Source organism: Nonomuraea fuscirosea (assembly GCF_035917475.1).
Taxonomy (GTDB): domain Bacteria; phylum Actinomycetota; class Actinomycetes; order Streptosporangiales; family Streptosporangiaceae; genus Nonomuraea; species Nonomuraea fuscirosea.
Genome location: NZ_CP109074.1, coordinates 9,785,487 through 9,802,254, shown reverse-complemented (window position 1 = coordinate 9,802,254; position 16,768 = coordinate 9,785,487). Strand labels below are relative to the sequence as shown.

Genomic DNA, 16,768 nt, shown 5'->3' with positions numbered 1-16,768 from the left:
GAAAGTCGGGGTGGTGCGGTCCACTGTCCGGCTGCGGGGTTCTGAAGGCAAATGCATAGATCGGATGCTGTTCATCAGGAAAACTGATGGAAGTGATGACGATCGACGAGGTGGTGGCCTTCGTGGCGGTCGCGGAGTGGGGTGGGTTCACCGAGGCGTCGCGGCGGCTCAACCTTTCGCAACCGGCGATCAGCCGCCGCATCCGCGAGCTGGAGCGGGCGGTGGGGGCGCCGTTGTTCGAGCGGGCGGGCCGCCGGGTGCGGCTGACCGGTGCGGGGCGGGCGCTGCTGCCGTACGCGGAGACCGTGCTCGCGACCGTCCGCGATGCCGAGCGGGCCGTACGTGAGCAGGCCGCGCGGCCGGGCGGGAGCAGGACCTTCGGCCTGGCCATCGTGGGCACCCTGGCCGACTCCCACATCGTGGACGCGCTGCGCGCGTTCGAGTCACGCCACGAGGACGTCTTCGTCGAGCTGACCACCGCGTCGAGCCGCCAGGTCAGCGCGCTCGTCCGGACCGGCGAGGCGTCCCTCGGGCTGCGGTACTTCGCCGACGCCGATCCGCGCCTGGAATCGATCCCGCTCGGGGCGGAGCGGCTGGCGGTCGTCGTGCCGGCCGCGCATCCCGTCACCGCCGGGCGGCTGCCCGATCTGGGGGAGTTGCGCGGCGAGCGGTGGCTCGGGTTCTCGCCGGAACGGGGTCAGCCCGACTCCTTCGGCGCCCTGCTCGACCGGCTCCTGCCGGCGGGCACGCCGGTGACCAGGGTGGACAGTCTCACCGCGCAGAAGCGGCTGGTGCAGGCCGGACTCGGGGTGGCGCTCATGCCCACCAGCAGCGTGCGCGAGGAACTGCGGCTCGGCAGCCTGCGGGCGATCGAGATCGACGGGCTGGACGCGCGCCTGCCGGTGGTCGTGATCCGTCGCGGGCGCGGCCACCGGGGGCCGCTCGTCGAGGCGTTCCTGGAGGCGCTGCACGAGCACACCCCCAGCCTGCGGTGAGCGCTATCCTCTCGCCATGATCATGAGGCCGGACCGGCTGGAGCGCGGGCATCCGTTCCGGCAGTGGAAGACGTGGCGGATGCCGGGCACCTCGCTGACGCTCACCGGCTACTCGCGTGCCAACGACAAGACGTTCTTCCACGTGCCTGAGCTGAAGCTGGCGCTCGACGCGGGGCTGGCCGAGGGGCGGCAGGTCGACACGGTGCTGCTGACGCACGCGCATCTCGACCACTCCAAGGACCTCGACTTCCTGGCCACGCGGTCGACCGGGGTCGACATGTACGTGCCTGAGCAGGCGCTGCCGTACGTGCGCGACTATCTGCGCGCGACGACCGAGCTCAACCAGGCGGCCGCCTTCGATCTGGCGCTGGCGGCGGGAGCGCGGGTGCACGGAGTGCGGCCGGGCGCGGAGTTCCGGTTCGGCAGGAACGGGTCGCACACGGTACGGGTGCTGGCGACCGAGCACAAGGTGCCCAGCGTCGGGTATGGCGTCGCGGAGAACCGGCGCGCCCTCCTGCCGGAGATCGAGGCGCTGAAGGAGACGCTGGATCCCGGCGCGTTCGGCCGGGCCGTCGCGGACAGGAGGAGGCGGGGTGAGGCGGTCGATCGGCAGGTCCAGCGGCCGTTGTTCGCCTATCTCGGCGACACGCACGCCCGTGCGCTGGGGCGGGGTGGGTGGCTGTCCGAGTATCCGGTGATCATCACCGAATGCACCTATCTGGACGACGCCGAGCTCGATCGGGCGCGGCGCGTGGGGCACACGGTGTGGAGCGAGCTCAAGCCGTACGTCGTCGCCCATCCGGACACGCTCTTCGTGCTGACCCATTTCAGCCTGCGTCACTCGGACCAGGAGGTGCTCGACTTCTTCGAGCGCCAGGACGACGTGGCGAACGTGCTGGTCTGGGCGCACGCCGACAGCCACCTGCCTGAGCAGCACCAGCACTGACCCGTCTTCGTCGGCAAACGGGTCACCTGGACCCGCCGCTCGTGATTCCATGATCACCCATGAAGACAGCCGCAACGACCGGACGCCGGCGAGGGGTCAGGCTGCTGCTCGCACTCCTCCCGGTCGTCCTCCTGCTGACCGCCACGGGTCTCTACCAGCTGATGAACGCCCGCAGCTTCCAGCTGGCGGGAGAGCTGACCGACCGCGTGGAGACGAACGAGAAGGTCGTCGCCCTGACCTTCGACGACGGGCCCGACGAGCACACGCGCGAGCTCATCGACGTGCTCGCCGAGCAGCGGGTGCGCGCGACGTTCTTCGTCGTCGGCTCCCAGGTCGAGGCGCATCCCCGGCTGACCAAGGCGCTGGTGGACGCGGGGCACCAGCTCGGCAACCACACCTACAGCCACCGGCGGATGGTCTTCGTGTCGAAGTCCACCGTGGCCGAGGAGATCGAGCGTACGGACCGGGCCATCCGCGCGGCCGGCCAGCAGGGCGACATCGTGTTCCGCCCGCCGACCGGCAAGAAGCTGCTGAGCCTGCCGCTCTACCTGGACGAGCACCAGCGGCACACGATCATGTGGGACATCGAGCCGGACTCCGGCGCCACCCCCACCGCCGCCGAGATCGTCACGACCGTCCGCGACGAGGTCAGGCCGGGATCGATCATCCTGCTGCACCCCTGGTACGCCGGCGGCGCGGCCACCCGGGAGTCCATCGTGGGGCTGGTCACCGAACTGCGCGAGCAAGGGTACCGATTCGTCACCGTCGCCGAACTGCTCGCCCTGCGACAGCGCTGACCCACCGTTCATGACACCCGTCAAGGCCGCCGCCGACGGGAAAATTCGGCGTTGTCCGGCGCCGAATCCGCTTTTCTTACGGGCGGCCAGGTGGACAGGGCGATTCGTACAGCAGATATTGGAGGAAAAACGGAGGTGCTTGAATGCGCGCACGCCTGGACCACCTCGTCTGCTGGGTCTCGGATCAGCTCTTATCCCTGCAGTTCTACGAGCAGGTGGTCGGGCTCCCCGGAGTCAGGGCCGAGCAGTTCCGCCATGGGAGGGCGCCTTTTCCGAGCGTGCGAATCTCGCCCGACACCATTCTCGACCTGATGTCCTTTGAGGCCATGCGCGGCGTGGACGAGGCGACCGGTGTACGGGGCAGCGCCGGGCATCCGGTGAATCATTTCTGCCTGGCCGTGAACGAGGAGGACTTCGACGCGCTCCAGGTACGGCTGAAGCGCCACGACGTGGAGGTCTCCGGAACCAGGACCAATTCCTTCGGGGCCCGCGGAATCGCGCCGGAGATTATTTACTTTCCCGATCCCGATGGGAACGTGATCGAGGTCCGATACTACGAGTGAGCCGGGCGCGCACGACCCGGCGGACCATCGGGCCCATGTCCTCCAGGGCCGTCACCAGCACCGCCAGCTCCTCAAGCGCGTCCAGAGCCTGGGCGGCGCCGTCGGTGTCGACGCCCTCGTACAGCTCCAGCCCGACGAACGCCGCCGCCGTCGCCTTGGCCAGGCCCGACACGTCCGCGAACTCGGCCAGCGGCGAGGTCGCCAGCACCCTGCCGAGCGCCTGCTCCACCTCGCCGATCCAGAGGTTCAGCCCGCCGACCACCGCCGGGGCGAGCTTGCTGTCGGTCTGGCTGCCGGCCAGCAGCTGGGCCAGCGCCGCGACGCTGCCCTCGGCGCGCTCCTCCTCGTGGATCGCGCGGCCGAGGTCGAGCAGCTCGCGCAGCGTCGTCACGGCGGCGAAGCGGTCGCGGTAGAGGACCATGCGCTGCTCGCAGCCGCGCTCGACGGCGGCCGCGAGCAGCTGGTCGACGCTGCCGAAGTGGTAGAAGACGAGGGCCTGGTTGACGCCGGCCGCGGTGGCGATCGTCCGGGCGGAGACGCCGGCCATCCCCTGCTTCTTGAGCGTTTCGAGCGCCGCGTCGAGCAGCTTGGTACGTGTGTCGGCCACCAGGTTCCCCGGATCGTCGGGACGGGTCAGCGACGGGCGTCCTCCCGTCTCGGCCTAACGCTAGCGGGCACGCCGTGCTCGGCGACGTCCACGTACGCGGCGGTGAAGGTGCCCCAGTAGCCGAAGATCCGGCCGAGCAGCGGGTTGGAGACGGTCACCGCGATTCTGAAGCGCCCGATCCGGTCGTCGTAGTGCTCGCTGACGACGGCGGTGCCCGTGGCGGCGGACGGGATGCGGACGGCGAGCGGGCCCTCCAGCAGGCGCTGGCGGCCGGATCGGATGACCAGGCCGCCGCGGTCGTCCACGGCGAGCTGGAGCGGTGCCGCGATGTGCTGGTGGGTGCCCAGGTAGTCGAGCACCTGCGCCCGGGTCTCGTCGTAGATCATGGTGGCGTCGAAGCGGCTGTGCGGGAAGGTGCGGACGAAGGTCACGGTCTCGCGTCCGTACGAGTCGGCGTACGGATAGTTCTCGATCCGGAACGGGAGGTCGTGGCCGGTCTCCGCGACGAGGATGTTGCGGCGGCGGCCGAGGGCCAGGAACGGCTGGACGACGAGGCCGGCGTTCCAGACGCGGTGCATGACGCCGGTGCCCACGCACGCCTCGCCGCTGTCCAGCCCTACCCGGAAGCGGCGCTGGAGCTGGGGGTGGAGGCGGGCGAAGTCGGGGCCGAGCGCGCGTTCGAAGATCGAGGGCATGGTGGGGTCGCTCCGTTTCCGTGCTGGGCGCGGGAGTCGTGATGGTCGGCGGGGTTTTGCGGGGGATGGCGGAGGCAGCGGCGGGCCGCCGGTGTGGTCGGGAGGGGTGGGACGGCGAGGGCGAGTGCGGCGACCGCCAGGACGGCCAGGGGCGGCAGCGCGCAGGCGGCCAGCGCTACGGCGGCCGTGCGCAGGGCGGCCTCGGCCAGGGCCTGGCGCAGGAGGCGTTCGGGGGTTCTGCCGGTCTCCAGCCACAGGCGCAGCCGGTCGAACGACCAGGCCGTGGCCCACCACATCAGGCGGGCGGGCAGAACGTTCGGGCGATAGCGGTAGCCGGTGAGGAAGCGGACACCGCCGCCGGGCGCGGGGAGGTAACGCCAGTATCCGGAGCCCGAGCGGATGGGGGAGAGCGGGTGGGCCGAGCCGAACCGGAGCGCGGAGGTGCGGCTCCCGGAAGGGCTTTCAGAGCGGCTCCCGGAAGGGTTGTCAGAGCGGCTTCCGGTACGGCTTCCGGACAGGCTGCCAGTGCGGCTCTCGGTCGGGCTTCTGGTGAGGTGGCGGCTCCGGGTGGCGAGGCCCGTGCCGGAAATGCCCAGCGTCGTGTAGCGGAGCCGGCCGCCGGGCCGGGCCTCGATCCGGCCGAAGCGCAGGTCCCAGCGCTGGTGCTGGGCCAGGTCCTGGGTGGCCTGCCACACCTCCTCCAGATCGGCCTTGATCAGGGTCTCGACGTACACGCGCATGCTGACACCGCCAGAGAATTGAGCAGACGCTTAACCGCAGACTAGAGCTATTTAAGCACTCGCTCAAGAGGCTCGGAAGTGTCGGTCGGTTCTGGTACACAGGCGGCATGGGTGTGAGCGTCGATGAGTTCCTGGAGTTGCTGAAGGAGCTGCCCGAGGTCCAGCAGGGCCACGGCGGTGAGTGGGTCGCGCTGAGGGTGCACGGCAAGGGGTTCGGTTATCTGTGGGAGGCGACCGAGACCGTCGGGCTCAAGGCCACGATCGAGGAGCAGATCGCGCTCGTCAGTGAGCGGCCCGAGGTGTTCGAGGTGCAGTTCACGGCGGGGCGGTTCGGCTGGGTGGTGGTGCATCTCGACCGGATCGACGCCGAGGAGCTGTTCGAGCTGATGGCCGAGGCGTGGTGCCTGACCGCGCCCAGGCAGCTCGTCGACGACTTCGAGGCCACCCACCCGATCGGACAGAAGGTGCAAGCGCCGTAATCTCGGGCAACGTGACTTCTGTGAACGTGCGGCCGCGTCCTTGGTCCGACGACGACGCGCCGGTCCGGCTGCGGCCCTGGTCCGAGGAGGACGCGCCCGTCGTGCTGCGTGCCTTCCAGACGCCCGATCTGCGGCCGCAGGCGCCGCTGCCCGTGCTCACGCTCCAGGACGCCGCGGGCTGGATCGCCGCCTGGTCGGGCGTCGGCCACGCCTTCGCGGTGACGGTAGGAGAGCGGGTCGTCGGCAACGTCGCGGTGGACCGGATCGACGGCAACGACAACGGATGGGTGTCCTACTGGGTGGTGCCCGAGGCCAGGGGCCAGGGGGTCGCGGCGGCGGCTGTCGAGCTGCTGGCCCGGTGGGCGTTCGACGAGCGCGGGCTCTACCGGCTGGAGCTGGGCCACCGGACGACCAATCCGGCCTCGTGCCGGGTGGCCACCAAGGCGGGGTTCCTGCCCGAGGGGATCGAGCGGGGCAAGCTCAGCGACGAGGGCGTCCGCTACGACGTCGAACGCCACGCCCGGCTCGTCACGGACTGACCGGCCGCACGCCCGTGGCCTGGTCAGGGTGGGTGGGGCTGAACTACCCTTTGCGGGATGGACAGCGCGAGTCTGGCCGCGGCCGGGCTGCTGGCGGCCCTGGGGCGGGCGTCGGAGATCTTCGCGGAGTTACGCCACCCCTTCGTCAGAAGTGAGCGCTTCACCACTTTCCTTCCTCCGGCCGGCGTCCGCGTCGGCGCCGTCTTCACCCTGCCCGACGGCCGCGAGGTGCGCTTCGAGGTGTCCATCGTGACCGCCGGCGACGCCTTCCACGTGGACGGCGGCATCGACGCGGAGGGCGAGTCGCTGCTGGAGCTGCCGCGAGAGAGCGCGCAGGCGATCCAGGACGGGCTGGTCGTGTTCGACGACTACGCGGGGGAGGTGGCGGCTCCGGCGGTGCGGTTGATCGACGGTTTGCTCGAAGAATTGTCGGACAACTAGACGAGGGGTGTCTGGTTGTCTGACAATGGGTTCATGGGGAAGGGACCGCTCGCCGTCGTCGGCGCCTCCGTGCTCTGGGGAACCGCGGGCACGGCCGGCCTGCTCGTCACCGCCGACTCCGTGGCCCTGGCCGCCGCGCGGCTGGTGATCGGCGGTGCCGCGCTCGCCCTGCTGGCCGGGGCCGGGCTGCGCCGCGCGGTCAGCCCGGCGCTGCTGCTCGGCGCGGTGGCGGTGGCCGCCTACCAGCTGTGCTTCTTCGCCGCCGTGAGCCGTACCGGGGTCGCGATCGGGACCGTCGTCGCGATCGGCAGCGGGCCGGTGTTCACCGGGCTGCTGTCGTGGCTGCTGCACGGCCGCCGGCCGAGCGGGCGCTGGGCCGCGGCGACCACCGCCGCCGTCTGCGGCTGCGCGGCGCTGATCGCCGGCGGCGGCATCCGAGCAGACGCGCAGGCAGACGTGCAGGCGGGCGCAGAGGCGGGTACGCAGGTGGCCGCGCAGGGTGGATCGCAGGTGATGGCCGGAATTCTGTTCGCGTTGCTGGGTGGGCTGCTCTATGCGTTCTACGCGGTCACGGCGGCGCGGGCGATCGGGCAGGGCGGTGAGTCCAACGCGGTGATGGGGGTCATGTTCGGCGGAGCCGCGGTGATCATGCTGCCGGTGCTGGTGCTGAGCGGGACCGGCTGGATCGCCTCGCCCGGCGCCCTGGCCGCCGTGCTCTACCTCGGGCTCGGCACCACGGGCCTGGCCTACTTCCTGTACGGCCGCGGCCTGCGCACCACCCCCGTGGCCACGGCCGCCACGCTGGCCCTCGCCGAGCCGGCCGTCGCCGCGCTGCTCGGTCTGGTGGTGCTGGGCGAGCGGCTGGCCCCGGTCTCGATCGCCGGGCTGGTGCTGCTGGGTCTCAGTTTGGTGGCTGTGGCCGTACCGGAACGTACACCGGAAATGCGGCTAGAGTCGCAGCCGTGACCTTGCCCCTCAGACCCGTCTCCACCGTCGGAGCGCTCGCCGACGCCCTGCGCAGCAGGGTGTTGTCCGGCGAGATCCGGCCCGGCACCGCGCTGCCCGAGCAGGAGATCGCCGCGGCCTACCGCGTGGCCAGGCCGACCGTCCGCGAGGCGCTGGCGGTCCTGGTCAGTGAGGGGGTGCTGCGGCGCGAGCGCAACCGCAGCGCCTATGTCCCCGAGGTGACGCTTTCGGACCTCGAAGATCTCATGTACGTCCGCCGCCCCCTGGAGGACCTGATGGCGCGGGCCCTGACCGGCCGGACGGTGCCGGGGGCGCAGGCCGCGCTCGACCGGATGGCCGCGCTGCCCGCCGGCGCGCCCTGGTCGGAGATCGTGGGCGAACACATGGCGCTGCACCAGGCGCTCATCGAGGCGGTCGGCAGCCCGCGGCTGGAGCGGCTCTACGGCGCGCTGGCCGTCGAGACCAGGCTCGGGCTGGTCCGGCTGCGTGCCGTCTACAAGGACAGGGACGTGCTCGTCCGCGAGCACCGCGAGTTGCTGGAGGCCATCGCGAACGGGCCGGAGGAGGTCGCGCGGGCGACGGTGGCGGCCCATCTCAGCCACTCCTGGGGCGGCGAGGAGCGTCCCCCCGGTCCCGCCTGAGCGCCAATGAGCGCGAACCCTTGCGGTGGTGCCCCGTAACTCGCAAGAATCGCGGCCATGCACGGCAATCCGATGCCGGACTCCTACGTGTATGTCACGGAAGAGGGCGTCACTCGTCACTACGCGGACGGTAGCGTCGAAGCCCTCGCCTGGGAGGACGTGGTGGAGGTCCGTGTCGTCACCGAAGCCGGGGAAGACGTCCTCTACATTTTGCTCGACCGCGACGGCGAGGGCTGCGTCGTGCCGCGCTCGGCCACGGACGCCACGTTCCTGGCCCGCCTGCGCTATCTGCCCGACTTCGACCTCGATCGGCTGACGGTGGCGAGCGACTCCGCGCACGACGGCGTCGTGGTCGTCTGGCGCAGCCCCGACCCGCCGTCGGCGCTTCCCGATCTGGAGTACGACTAGCTCTGATTCGGGAGTTCGGCTGGCACTACGCCGCGCACGACCGGCTCTGATCTCGTGTACGACTAGCCGTTTCGCATAACGGTAACCTCCCGAAATATCCTGGCAAAACTCGCATTTCACCTGCGTGCTGCTGCCACTGATGGATCGTTCCGTCAAGCCCTTCACCCGCCCGGCAATCGTCCGATTGTGGACATTTGACGGTATATCCCGGGCCGGAATCGATCTTTACTCTTTAGTGGGGGCCGCCGCCCTTGTTGTTCGTGGGAGCTGTCAACCCACGAGGCTCAAGGAACGTCCGGTTATCGCGGTGCACAGAGTTGTCAGGATGGTGTTATGAGGGTGGGGACTGGGGAGTCCGCCGTCGTGCTCCTCGAGGCCGTACCACGCCGCGCGTCGAGCATCTGGACGCGCGCGTACCTACGGCTCCTGTTATCCGGGGACACGATGTGCGCGTTGCTCGCCTGCGTATGCGTGCTGGGTGTGCGGCTGATCGCCGGCGCCTACATCCCCGCGGCCGAGTACGTGCTGGGGTTCGGCCTCGTGGCCGCCTGGCCGCTCGCGCTCATGATGGGCGGCGCGTACCGCCAGCGCGCCAACGGCGAGGGAACGGAGGAGTTCAAGGCGGTGTTCAACGGCGGCGCCGGGCTGATGGCCGCCGTCGCCATCATGGCCTACGCCACGCAGACCGTGATCGCGCGCAGCTTCGTGATGGCCATGCTGCCGCTCGCGTTGCTGGCCACGCTCTACTACCGCTATCGCATGCGTAAACGGCTCCACCGAAGGAGAGCGGCGGGCGACTACATGCGCCAGGTGATCGCGGTCGGGCACCGGGAGTCGATCCTCGACCTGGTGCTGCAGTTCAGGCGCCAGCCTTATCACGGAATGCGGGTGGTGGGAGCCTGCCTTCCTGACCATGCGATGGAGGTGGACCTGGACGGGATCCCGGTGCTGGGGTCGTTCGGCGACGTGGCGAGCGTGGTGGAGCGGGAGCGGGCCGACGCGGTGGCCGTGCTGGCCTGCCCGGAGCTCGACGGGGCCGCGCTGCGCCGGCTGGCCTGGAGCCTGGAGACGGCGCGCACGGATCTGTTCGTGGCTCCGGCCCTGCTCGACGTGGCCGGGCCGCGCATCAGCATCAAGCCGGTCGCGGGGATGCCGCTGCTGCACGTGGAGCATCCCGAGTTCAACGGCAGCCGGCAGTTCGTGAAGGCCGTGTTCGACCGGCTGGGCGCGGGGATCGCGCTGCTGGTCCTGGCGCTGCCGCTGCTGGCGCTGGCGCTGGTGATCCGCCTGACCAGCCCCGGGGGCGCCCTGTTCCACCAGGTGCGGGTCGGCCGAGACGGCAAAGAGTTCCGGGTGGTGAAATTTCGTACGATGGTGGTGGATGCGGAGAGGCTCAAAGGCGCACTCCTTGAGGACAACGAGTTCGACGGCGTGCTCTTCAAAATTCGGAACGATCCAAGGATCACCCGGGTGGGCGCTTTCCTGCGGAAATACTCCCTCGACGAGCTGCCCCAGCTGCTCAACGTCCTGCGCGGCGAGATGTCCCTCGTCGGCCCTCGCCCCCCGCTGCCGGAAGAGGTGGGCAAGTACGGCGCCGACGTGCGCCGCCGCCTCGTCGTCAAGCCGGGCATGACCGGGTTGTGGCAGGTCAGCGGACGCTCCGACCTGACCTGGGAGGAGTCCGTCCGCCTCGACCTGCGGTACGTGGAGAACTGGTCGCTCATCCTCGACCTGCAGATCCTCTGGAAGACCTGGTCCGTCGTCACCCGTGGAGAAGGGGCGTACTAGCGGTGAAAGCACTCGTGCTCGCCGGGGGGTCGGGCACACGGCTACGACCCATCACGCACACCTCGGCCAAGCAACTGGTCCCGGTCGCCAACAAACCGGTCCTGTTCTACGGCCTGGAGGCCATCGCCGCGGCCGGGATCACGGAGCTGGGCCTGGTGGTGGGCGACACCCACGCCGAGATCGAGGCGGCCGTGGGCGACGGCTCGGCGTTCGGGCTGCAGGTCACCTACCTGCGCCAGCCGGCGCCGCTCGGGCTGGCCCACGCCGTGCTGATCGCCCGCGACTACCTGGGCGACGAGGACTTCGTCATGTACCTGGGCGACAACTTCATCGTGGGCGGCATCAACGACCTGGTGGAGCGGTTCGCCGGGGAACGGCCGGCGGCGCAGATCATGCTCACGAAGGTCGCCGACCCGCGGCAGTTCGGGGTCGCCGAGCTGGACACGGAAGGGCACGTGGTCGGCCTGGAGGAGAAGCCCGCCCGGCCCAAGAGCGATCTGGCGCTGGTCGGCGTCTACCTGTTCAGCCCGGCCGTGCACGAGGCGGTGGCCGAGCTCAAGCCGTCGTGGCGGGGCGAGCTGGAGATCACCGACGCGATCCAGTGGCTGATCGAGGCCGGGCTGCGCGTCGAGTCATCGGTAATCTCCGGCTACTGGAAGGACACCGGCAACGTCACCGACATGCTGGAGGTCAACCGGCTGGTGCTCGAATCGGTCGAACCTCTGGTCCAGGGGCAGGTGGACGCGGTCAGCGAGCTCATCGGCCGGGTCGCGATCGAGCCGGGGGCCGTGGTCGAGCGCTCCCGCGTCGTGGGCCCGGCCATCGTCGGCGCCGGCGCCAGGATCCAGGACAGCTACATCGGCCCGTCCACCTCGATCGGCGCCTCCTGCACCATCACCGGCAGTGAGATCGAATACTCGATCGTGCTGCCCAGAGCCACCATCGCCGGGGTCGGCCGGATCGAATCATCGCTGATCGGACATGACGTCGAGATCACGTCGGCCCCCAACACGCCCAAAGCCCACCGTCTCGTACTGGGCGATCACAGCAAGGTACAGATCAGTCCATGACAAGAATTCTGGTGACGGGCGGAGCGGGATTCATCGGCTCCCACTTCGTCCGGAGCCTCCGCGAGACGACCCCCGCCGACCCCCCGCCGCCGGATGGGGCCGAGCTGGACGTCACCGTCCTGGACAAGCTGACGTACGCGGGCGACCGGGCCAACCTCGACGGGGTCGCGCACACGTTCGTGCACGGGGACGTCTGCGACGCCGAGCTGCTCGCCCGCGTCGTCCCCGGGCACGACCTGGTGGTCAACTTCGCCGCGGAGTCGCACGTCGACCGCTCGATCGAGGGCGCCGCGCCGTTCATGCACAGCAACGTCCTCGGCACCCAGACCCTGCTCCAGGCCTGCCTGGAGGCGGAGGTGCCGAAGGTGGTGCAGGTGTCGACGGACGAGGTGTACGGGTCGATCGACATCGGCTCATGGGACGAGGCCGCGCCGGTGCGGCCGCGCTCGCCGTACGCGGCCTCGAAGGCGGGCGGTGACCTGATCGCGCGCGCCTACGCGATCACGTACGGGATGAACGTCTCGATCACCCGCTGCGGCAACAACTACGGGCCCAGGCAGTACCCCGAGAAGGTCATCCCGCTGTTCATCACGAACCTGCTGCGCGGCAGGAAGGTGCCGCTGTACGGGGACGGCGGCAACGTCCGGGACTGGATCCACGTCCGCGACCACTGCGCGGGCATCCGCCTGGTCGCGGAGCGGGGCGAACCCGGCGAGGTCTACCACATCGCCGGCACGGCGGAGCTGACCAACAAGGAGCTCACCACCCGCCTGCTCGAAGCCTGCGGCCGGGACTGGGACATGGTCGAGTACGTCGCCGACCGCAAGGGTCACGACCGCCGGTACTCCCTGGACGACACCAAGCTGCGCGGCCTCGGCTACCGGCCGGGGGTGCCGTTCGAGCAGGGGTTGAAGGACACCGTCCGCTGGTACGCGGAGCACCGCGACTGGTGGGCGCGATGATCGCTCTTTTATGCCTGGAGGCGGCATGAGGTGGCTCATCACGGGGGCGGGCGGCATGCTCGCGAACGACGCCCTCGATCGGACCGCGCTGACCGGCGAGCCGGTGCTCGCGCTCGGGCGCGGCGAGCTGGACGTGCGCGACCGGCGGGCGGTGCGCGACTTCGTCTCCGCCTACCGGCCCAGGGTCGTGCTCAACTGCGCCGGCTGGACGGCGGTGGACGACGCCGAGGCGAACGAGGCCGACGCGCTGGCGGTCAACGGGACCGCCGTGCGCTGGCTGGCCGAGGCGTGCGACCTCGTGGGGGCGAGGCTGGTCCAGGTGTCCACCGACTACGTCTTCGACGGCACGGCCGCGCTGCCGTACCGGGAGGACGCGCGGACCGGGCCGGTGAACGCGTACGGCAGGAGCAAGCTGGCGGGCGAGGCGGCGGCGCTGGAGCACGGCCACTACGTGGTGCGCACGGAGTGGCTGTACGGCGCGCACGGCGTCAACTTCGTCCGCACGATGATCCGCCTGGCCGGGGAGCGGCCGACCGTGGACGTGGTCGACGACCAGCGCGGGCAGCCGACGTGGAGCGCCGACCTGGCCGACTATCTCGTCCGGCTGGCGCAGTCGGACCTGCCGCCCGGCGTCTACCACGGCACGAGCTCGGGGGAGACGACCTGGTGCGGGTTCGCCAAGGAGATCTTCGCGCTGCTCGGTGAGGATCCGGGACGGGTGCGCCCGGTGCCGTCCGCACGGCTGTCGCGGGCGGCGGTGCGGCCGGCCAACAGCGTGCTGGCCCACACCCGATGGCAGCCGATCAGGCACTGGCGCGAGGCCCTGCACGCGGCCTGGCCCGTGCTGGCGATGAGCCGTCAGCGGAGCGTGGTGTGATCAGCGTAGAACTCCTCGCACGCGCGGTGGTCCGGCAGCAGCCCGCCGGCCAGCGCCTCCGCGAGGGTGGGCGCCTTGGCGTCCTTCTCGGACAACACGGGCTCGACGCCGGCCGGCCAGCCGATCGACAGGTCCGGGTCGAGCGGGTGCACCCCGTGCTCGCGGGCCGGCGCGTAGGGCTCGGAGCACAGGTACGCGACCGTGGCGCTCGGGCTGAGCACCATGAACGCGTGCCCCAGCCCCTCGCCGATGAGCACCGCCGTGCGCGACTCGTCGTCGAGTGTCACGGCCTCCCACCGGCCGAACGTGGGCGAGCCCGCGCGCAGGTCCACGACGACGTCCATGACGCTGCCGGCCAGGCACATCACATATTTCGCCTGTCCCGGCGGCACGTCGGCGAAGTGCACGCCGCGCAGCACGCCCTGGGCGGAGACGGAGCAGTTGACCTGGGCCAGGTCGAACCGCCGGGGCAGGTCGGCGGCGCGGAAGGCCTCGAAGAACGCGCCGCGGGGGTCGGTGTGGACGCGCGGCGTGTGACGCCAGGCGCCATCGATGCCGAGGGGATCCATGGTCCGACAGTAACGAGATCCCCGGCCCCGGCGAAATATCAATCTCTTGGAGCGTGCGAATGATGACTTGCCGGTTATGCGGCTCGGCGGAGCTCGCCAGCGTGGTGGACCTCGGGGCCACACCTCCCTGCGAGCGCATCCTCACCGCCGAGCAGCTGGAAGAGCCAGAGACGACCTATCCGCTGCACCTGCGCGTGTGCACGTCGTGCTGGCTCGCGCAGATCCCGCCGCTGATCACCCCTGAGGACACCTTCACCGACTACGCCTACTTCTCCTCCTACTCCGCCTCCTGGGTCGAGCACGCCCGCGCCTTCGTGGCCGAGCTGGACCCGCGGCCGGACGCGTTCGTGGTGGAGGTGGCCAGCAACGACGGCTACCTGCTGCGGCACGTGGTGGACCGGGGCGTGCGCTGCCTGGGCATCGAACCGTCGGTGAACGTGGGCGAGGCGGCCAGGGAGCGCGGCGTGCCGACGGTGACGGCGTTCCTGACCCCCGAGAGCGCCCGTGCCGTCGTACGGGAGCACGGCACCGCCGATCACGTGGTGGCCAACAACGTCTACGCGCACATCCCCGACGTGATCGGCTTCACCGAGGGCCTGCGCACGCTGGTCGCCGACGACGGCGTGGTCTCGATCGAGGTGCAGCACCTGCTCACGCTGATGCGGCTGAACCAGTACGACACGATCTACCACGAGCACTTCCAGTACTACACGGTCGCCTCCGCCCGGCGCGCCCTGGCCGGCGGCGGGCTGACGCTGGTGGACGTGGAGCTGCTGACCACGCACGGCGGCTCCATCCGGCTGTGGGCCCGGCCCTCGGGCACGCCCTCGCAGCGGGTGGCCGACGTGCTGGCGATGGAGAAGGCGGCGGGGCTGCACGACATCTCGGGCTACATCGACTTCTCCGAGCGGGTGGCCAAGGTCCGGCGGGACCTGCTGACCTTCCTGGTCAACGCGGCCGAGGAGGGCAGCACCGTGGTCGGGTACGGGGCGCCGGGCAAGGGCAACACGCTGCTGAACCACTGCGGGGTTCGGCCCGACCTGCTGGCGTACACGGTGGATCGCAACCCGTACAAGCACGGCAAGTTCACCCCCGGGGCGCGCATCCCGATCTTCCCGCCCGAGCGCATCGCGGCGGACCGGCCCGACTACGTCCTCGTCCTGCCGTGGAACCTGCGGGACGAGCTGATCGAGCAGCTGTCCTTCGTCCGTGACTGGGGCGGCCGGCTGGTCTTCCCCATCCCCACACTGGAGGTCGTGTGAAGGTCGTCCTCTTCTGCGGCGGGTACGGCACGCGCATGCGTACGGGCGGCTCAGGCGACGTGCCGAAGCCGATGCAGCTCGTCGGCCCGAGGCCGCTGATCTGGCATGTCATGCGCTACTACGCGCACTTCGGGCACAAGGAGTTCGTGCTCTGCCTCGGCTACGGCGCCGAGCAGATCAAGAACTTCTTCCTCAGGTACGAGGAGACCGCCAGCAACGACTTCGTCCTGCGCCGCGGCGACGTCGAGCTGCTGGGCAACGACATCTCCGATTGGACGATCTCCTTCATCCACACGGGGGTCGAGTCGTCGATCGGGGAGCGGTTGCGCCGGGTGCGCGAGCACCTGGACGGCGAGGAGATGTTCCTGGCCAACTACGCGGACGTGCTCACGGACGCGCCGCTGCCGGAGATCATCGGCAGGTTCGCCGCGTCGGGGGCGGGTGGCACGCTCATGGCGGTGCCGCCGCCGGGCACCTTCCACTGCGTGGAGGTGGGGGAGAACGGGATGGTCGGTCAGATCACCGCGGTCACCGAAATGCCCTTATGGGTAAACGGCGGATATTTCGTCTTACGTCAGGAAATCTTCGACCACATCCCCGAGAACGGCGACCTGCTCGTGGACGGCTGCAAGGAGCTGGCCAAGCGCGGCCGCCTGATGGCCTACCCGTACCGCGGCTACTGGCGGCCCACCGACACCGTCAACCAGCGCATGGAGCTGGACCGGGCCTACACCCGCGGCGAACGGCCCTGGGCCCTGTGGGAGCGGGCGTGAACCGGCTCTTCCCGGCCGGTCTGCGCCGGATCGCGCTGCTGGCGGCCCACTGCGACGACCTGGCCATCGGCGCGGGCGGCACGCTCCTGGTCATGTGCACCGCGCACCCGGGCATCAAGGTCGACGCGCTCATCCTGTCGGGGGGCGGGACCGTACGCGAGGAGGAGGAACGCACCGCGCTGGCCGCCTTCTGCCCCGGCGCCGACCTGCGCGTCGAGGTGGGCAAACTGCCCGACGGGCGGCTGCCGGCCCACTGGGACGAGGCCAAGGCCGCGGTCGAGGGGCTGCGCCTGCGTACCGAGCCGGACCTGATCCTGGCGCCGCACGCGGGCGACGCGCACCAGGACCACCGGGGGCTGGCCCAGCTCGTCCCCACCGCCTTCCGCGACCACCTCACACTCGGGTACGAGATCGTCAAATGGGACGGCGACCTCGGCCGGCCCAACGCCTACCAGCCGCTCGACCTGGCCCTGGCCGAGCGCAAGGTCAACCTGCTGTGGGAGCACTACCCCTCGCAGCGGCACCGCCCCTGGTTCGACAGGGAGGCCTTCCTCGGGCTGGCCAGAATCCGCGGCATCGAGTGTCACGCACGCCATGCGGAGGCTTTCTACCTGCACAAACTCGCCCTAGATCTAACTGGAGGCTGATCG

Annotated in this window: 21 protein-coding genes; 17 read left to right on the top strand and 4 right to left on the bottom strand. The window is 70.4% G+C overall.

Going from position 1 to position 16,768, the window contains the following annotated elements:
• Positions 1-86 precede the first annotated feature (86 nt).
• The 4 genes from OIE67_RS44910 (at position 87) to OIE67_RS44895 (ending at position 3,301) form a co-directional block, all read left to right on the top strand.
• Positions 87-995 (top strand): LysR family transcriptional regulator, encoded by a 909-nt coding sequence (locus OIE67_RS44910; protein ID WP_326632031.1) that lies wholly within the window; start codon positions 87-89, stop codon positions 993-995.
• Positions 996-1,011: 16 nt separating this feature from the next.
• Positions 1,012-1,941, top strand: a complete 930-nt coding sequence (locus tag OIE67_RS44905; RefSeq protein ID WP_326632030.1) for an MBL fold metallo-hydrolase — start codon at positions 1,012-1,014, stop codon at positions 1,939-1,941.
• 59 nt (positions 1,942-2,000) lie between these two features.
• Positions 2,001-2,738, top strand: a complete 738-nt coding sequence (locus OIE67_RS44900; RefSeq protein WP_326632028.1) for a polysaccharide deacetylase family protein — start codon at positions 2,001-2,003, stop codon at positions 2,736-2,738.
• A 143-nt stretch (positions 2,739-2,881) separates the two neighbouring features.
• Positions 2,882-3,301 carry a VOC family protein gene (locus OIE67_RS44895; protein WP_326632026.1) on the top strand — a complete coding sequence of 140 codons (420 nt, stop codon included), beginning with the start codon at positions 2,882-2,884 and terminating at the stop codon, positions 3,299-3,301.
• Here OIE67_RS44895 and OIE67_RS44890 read toward each other — a convergent pair.
• Genes OIE67_RS44890 through OIE67_RS44880 form a run of 3 tightly spaced genes read right to left on the bottom strand, consistent with a single transcriptional unit; the run spans position 3,246 to position 5,343 of the window.
• Positions 3,246-3,908 carry a TetR/AcrR family transcriptional regulator gene (locus OIE67_RS44890; RefSeq protein ID WP_326632024.1) on the bottom strand — a complete coding sequence of 221 codons (663 nt, stop codon included), beginning with the start codon at positions 3,906-3,908 and terminating at the stop codon, positions 3,246-3,248. The two genes, OIE67_RS44895 and OIE67_RS44890, sit on opposite strands and share 56 nt — an antisense overlap.
• A 26-nt stretch (positions 3,909-3,934) precedes the next feature.
• Positions 3,935-4,603, bottom strand: a complete 669-nt coding sequence (locus tag OIE67_RS44885; protein ID WP_326632021.1) for a DUF4166 domain-containing protein — start codon at positions 4,601-4,603, stop codon at positions 3,935-3,937.
• Complete coding sequence (locus OIE67_RS44880) at positions 4,525-5,343, bottom strand: hypothetical protein (RefSeq protein ID WP_326632019.1); 819 nt, start codon at positions 5,341-5,343, stop codon at positions 4,525-4,527. The genes OIE67_RS44885 and OIE67_RS44880 overlap by 79 nt, the downstream gene beginning before the upstream one ends.
• Positions 5,344-5,450: 107 nt before the next feature.
• On the opposite strand from OIE67_RS44880, the gene OIE67_RS44875 reads away from it, so the two are divergent.
• From OIE67_RS44875 to rfbD, 10 genes are all read left to right on the top strand, one after another.
• Positions 5,451-5,822 carry an MmcQ/YjbR family DNA-binding protein gene (locus OIE67_RS44875; RefSeq protein WP_106246256.1) on the top strand — a complete coding sequence of 124 codons (372 nt, stop codon included), beginning with the start codon at positions 5,451-5,453 and terminating at the stop codon, positions 5,820-5,822.
• Positions 5,823-5,833: 11 nt separating this feature from the next.
• Positions 5,834-6,361 carry a GNAT family N-acetyltransferase gene (locus OIE67_RS44870; RefSeq protein ID WP_326632016.1) on the top strand — a complete coding sequence of 176 codons (528 nt, stop codon included), beginning with the start codon at positions 5,834-5,836 and terminating at the stop codon, positions 6,359-6,361.
• Between the two features lie 57 nt (positions 6,362-6,418).
• Positions 6,419-6,802: a hypothetical protein gene (locus tag OIE67_RS44865; RefSeq protein WP_326632014.1), complete on the top strand. Its 384-nt coding sequence runs from the start codon at positions 6,419-6,421 to the stop codon at positions 6,800-6,802.
• A 33-nt stretch (positions 6,803-6,835) separates the two neighbouring features.
• Complete coding sequence (locus OIE67_RS44860; RefSeq protein WP_326632012.1) at positions 6,836-7,768, top strand: EamA family transporter; 933 nt, start codon at positions 6,836-6,838, stop codon at positions 7,766-7,768.
• Positions 7,765-8,409, top strand: a complete 645-nt coding sequence (locus OIE67_RS44855; protein ID WP_326632011.1) for a GntR family transcriptional regulator — start codon at positions 7,765-7,767, stop codon at positions 8,407-8,409. Before OIE67_RS44860 ends, OIE67_RS44855 begins: the two co-directional genes overlap by 4 nt.
• A 57-nt stretch (positions 8,410-8,466) precedes the next feature.
• The gene (locus OIE67_RS44850; RefSeq protein ID WP_106246263.1) at positions 8,467-8,817 is read left to right on the top strand and encodes a hypothetical protein; all 351 of its coding nucleotides are present in this window, start codon (positions 8,467-8,469) and stop codon (positions 8,815-8,817) included.
• A 333-nt stretch (positions 8,818-9,150) separates the two neighbouring features.
• Positions 9,151-10,605: a sugar transferase gene (locus OIE67_RS44845; RefSeq protein WP_326632006.1), complete on the top strand. Its 1,455-nt coding sequence runs from the start codon at positions 9,151-9,153 to the stop codon at positions 10,603-10,605.
• Positions 10,606-10,607: 2 nt separating this feature from the next.
• Positions 10,608-11,675: a glucose-1-phosphate thymidylyltransferase gene (locus OIE67_RS44840; RefSeq protein ID WP_326632004.1), complete on the top strand. Its 1,068-nt coding sequence runs from the start codon at positions 10,608-10,610 to the stop codon at positions 11,673-11,675.
• Positions 11,672-12,637: a dTDP-glucose 4,6-dehydratase gene (gene rfbB, locus OIE67_RS44835; RefSeq protein WP_326632002.1), complete on the top strand. Its 966-nt coding sequence runs from the start codon at positions 11,672-11,674 to the stop codon at positions 12,635-12,637. Before OIE67_RS44840 ends, rfbB begins: the two co-directional genes overlap by 4 nt.
• A gap of 25 nt (positions 12,638-12,662) precedes the next feature.
• Entirely contained in the window at positions 12,663-13,514 is an 852-nt protein-coding gene (gene rfbD, locus OIE67_RS44830; RefSeq protein WP_326632000.1) for a dTDP-4-dehydrorhamnose reductase, read from the top strand.
• Here the strand turns inward: rfbD and OIE67_RS44825 are convergent.
• Positions 13,496-14,083 (bottom strand): dTDP-4-dehydrorhamnose 3,5-epimerase family protein, encoded by a 588-nt coding sequence (locus OIE67_RS44825; RefSeq protein ID WP_326631997.1) that lies wholly within the window; start codon positions 14,081-14,083, stop codon positions 13,496-13,498. The two genes, rfbD and OIE67_RS44825, sit on opposite strands and share 19 nt — an antisense overlap.
• 59 nt (positions 14,084-14,142) lie before the next feature.
• Between OIE67_RS44825 and OIE67_RS44820 the strand changes: the two genes are divergently transcribed.
• From OIE67_RS44820 to OIE67_RS44810, 3 genes are read left to right on the top strand one after another with little or no spacing between them, the layout of a single operon-like run.
• Positions 14,143-15,345: a class I SAM-dependent methyltransferase gene (locus OIE67_RS44820; protein ID WP_326645684.1), complete on the top strand. Its 1,203-nt coding sequence runs from the start codon at positions 14,143-14,145 to the stop codon at positions 15,343-15,345.
• Positions 15,342-16,118, top strand: coding sequence for a sugar phosphate nucleotidyltransferase (locus OIE67_RS44815; RefSeq protein WP_326631996.1), 777 nt, complete (start codon positions 15,342-15,344; stop codon positions 16,116-16,118). Before OIE67_RS44820 ends, OIE67_RS44815 begins: the two co-directional genes overlap by 4 nt.
• Positions 16,115-16,765 carry a PIG-L deacetylase family protein gene (locus OIE67_RS44810; RefSeq protein WP_326631994.1) on the top strand — a complete coding sequence of 217 codons (651 nt, stop codon included), beginning with the start codon at positions 16,115-16,117 and terminating at the stop codon, positions 16,763-16,765. Before OIE67_RS44815 ends, OIE67_RS44810 begins: the two co-directional genes overlap by 4 nt.
• The last annotated feature ends 3 nt before the right edge of the window (positions 16,766-16,768 follow it).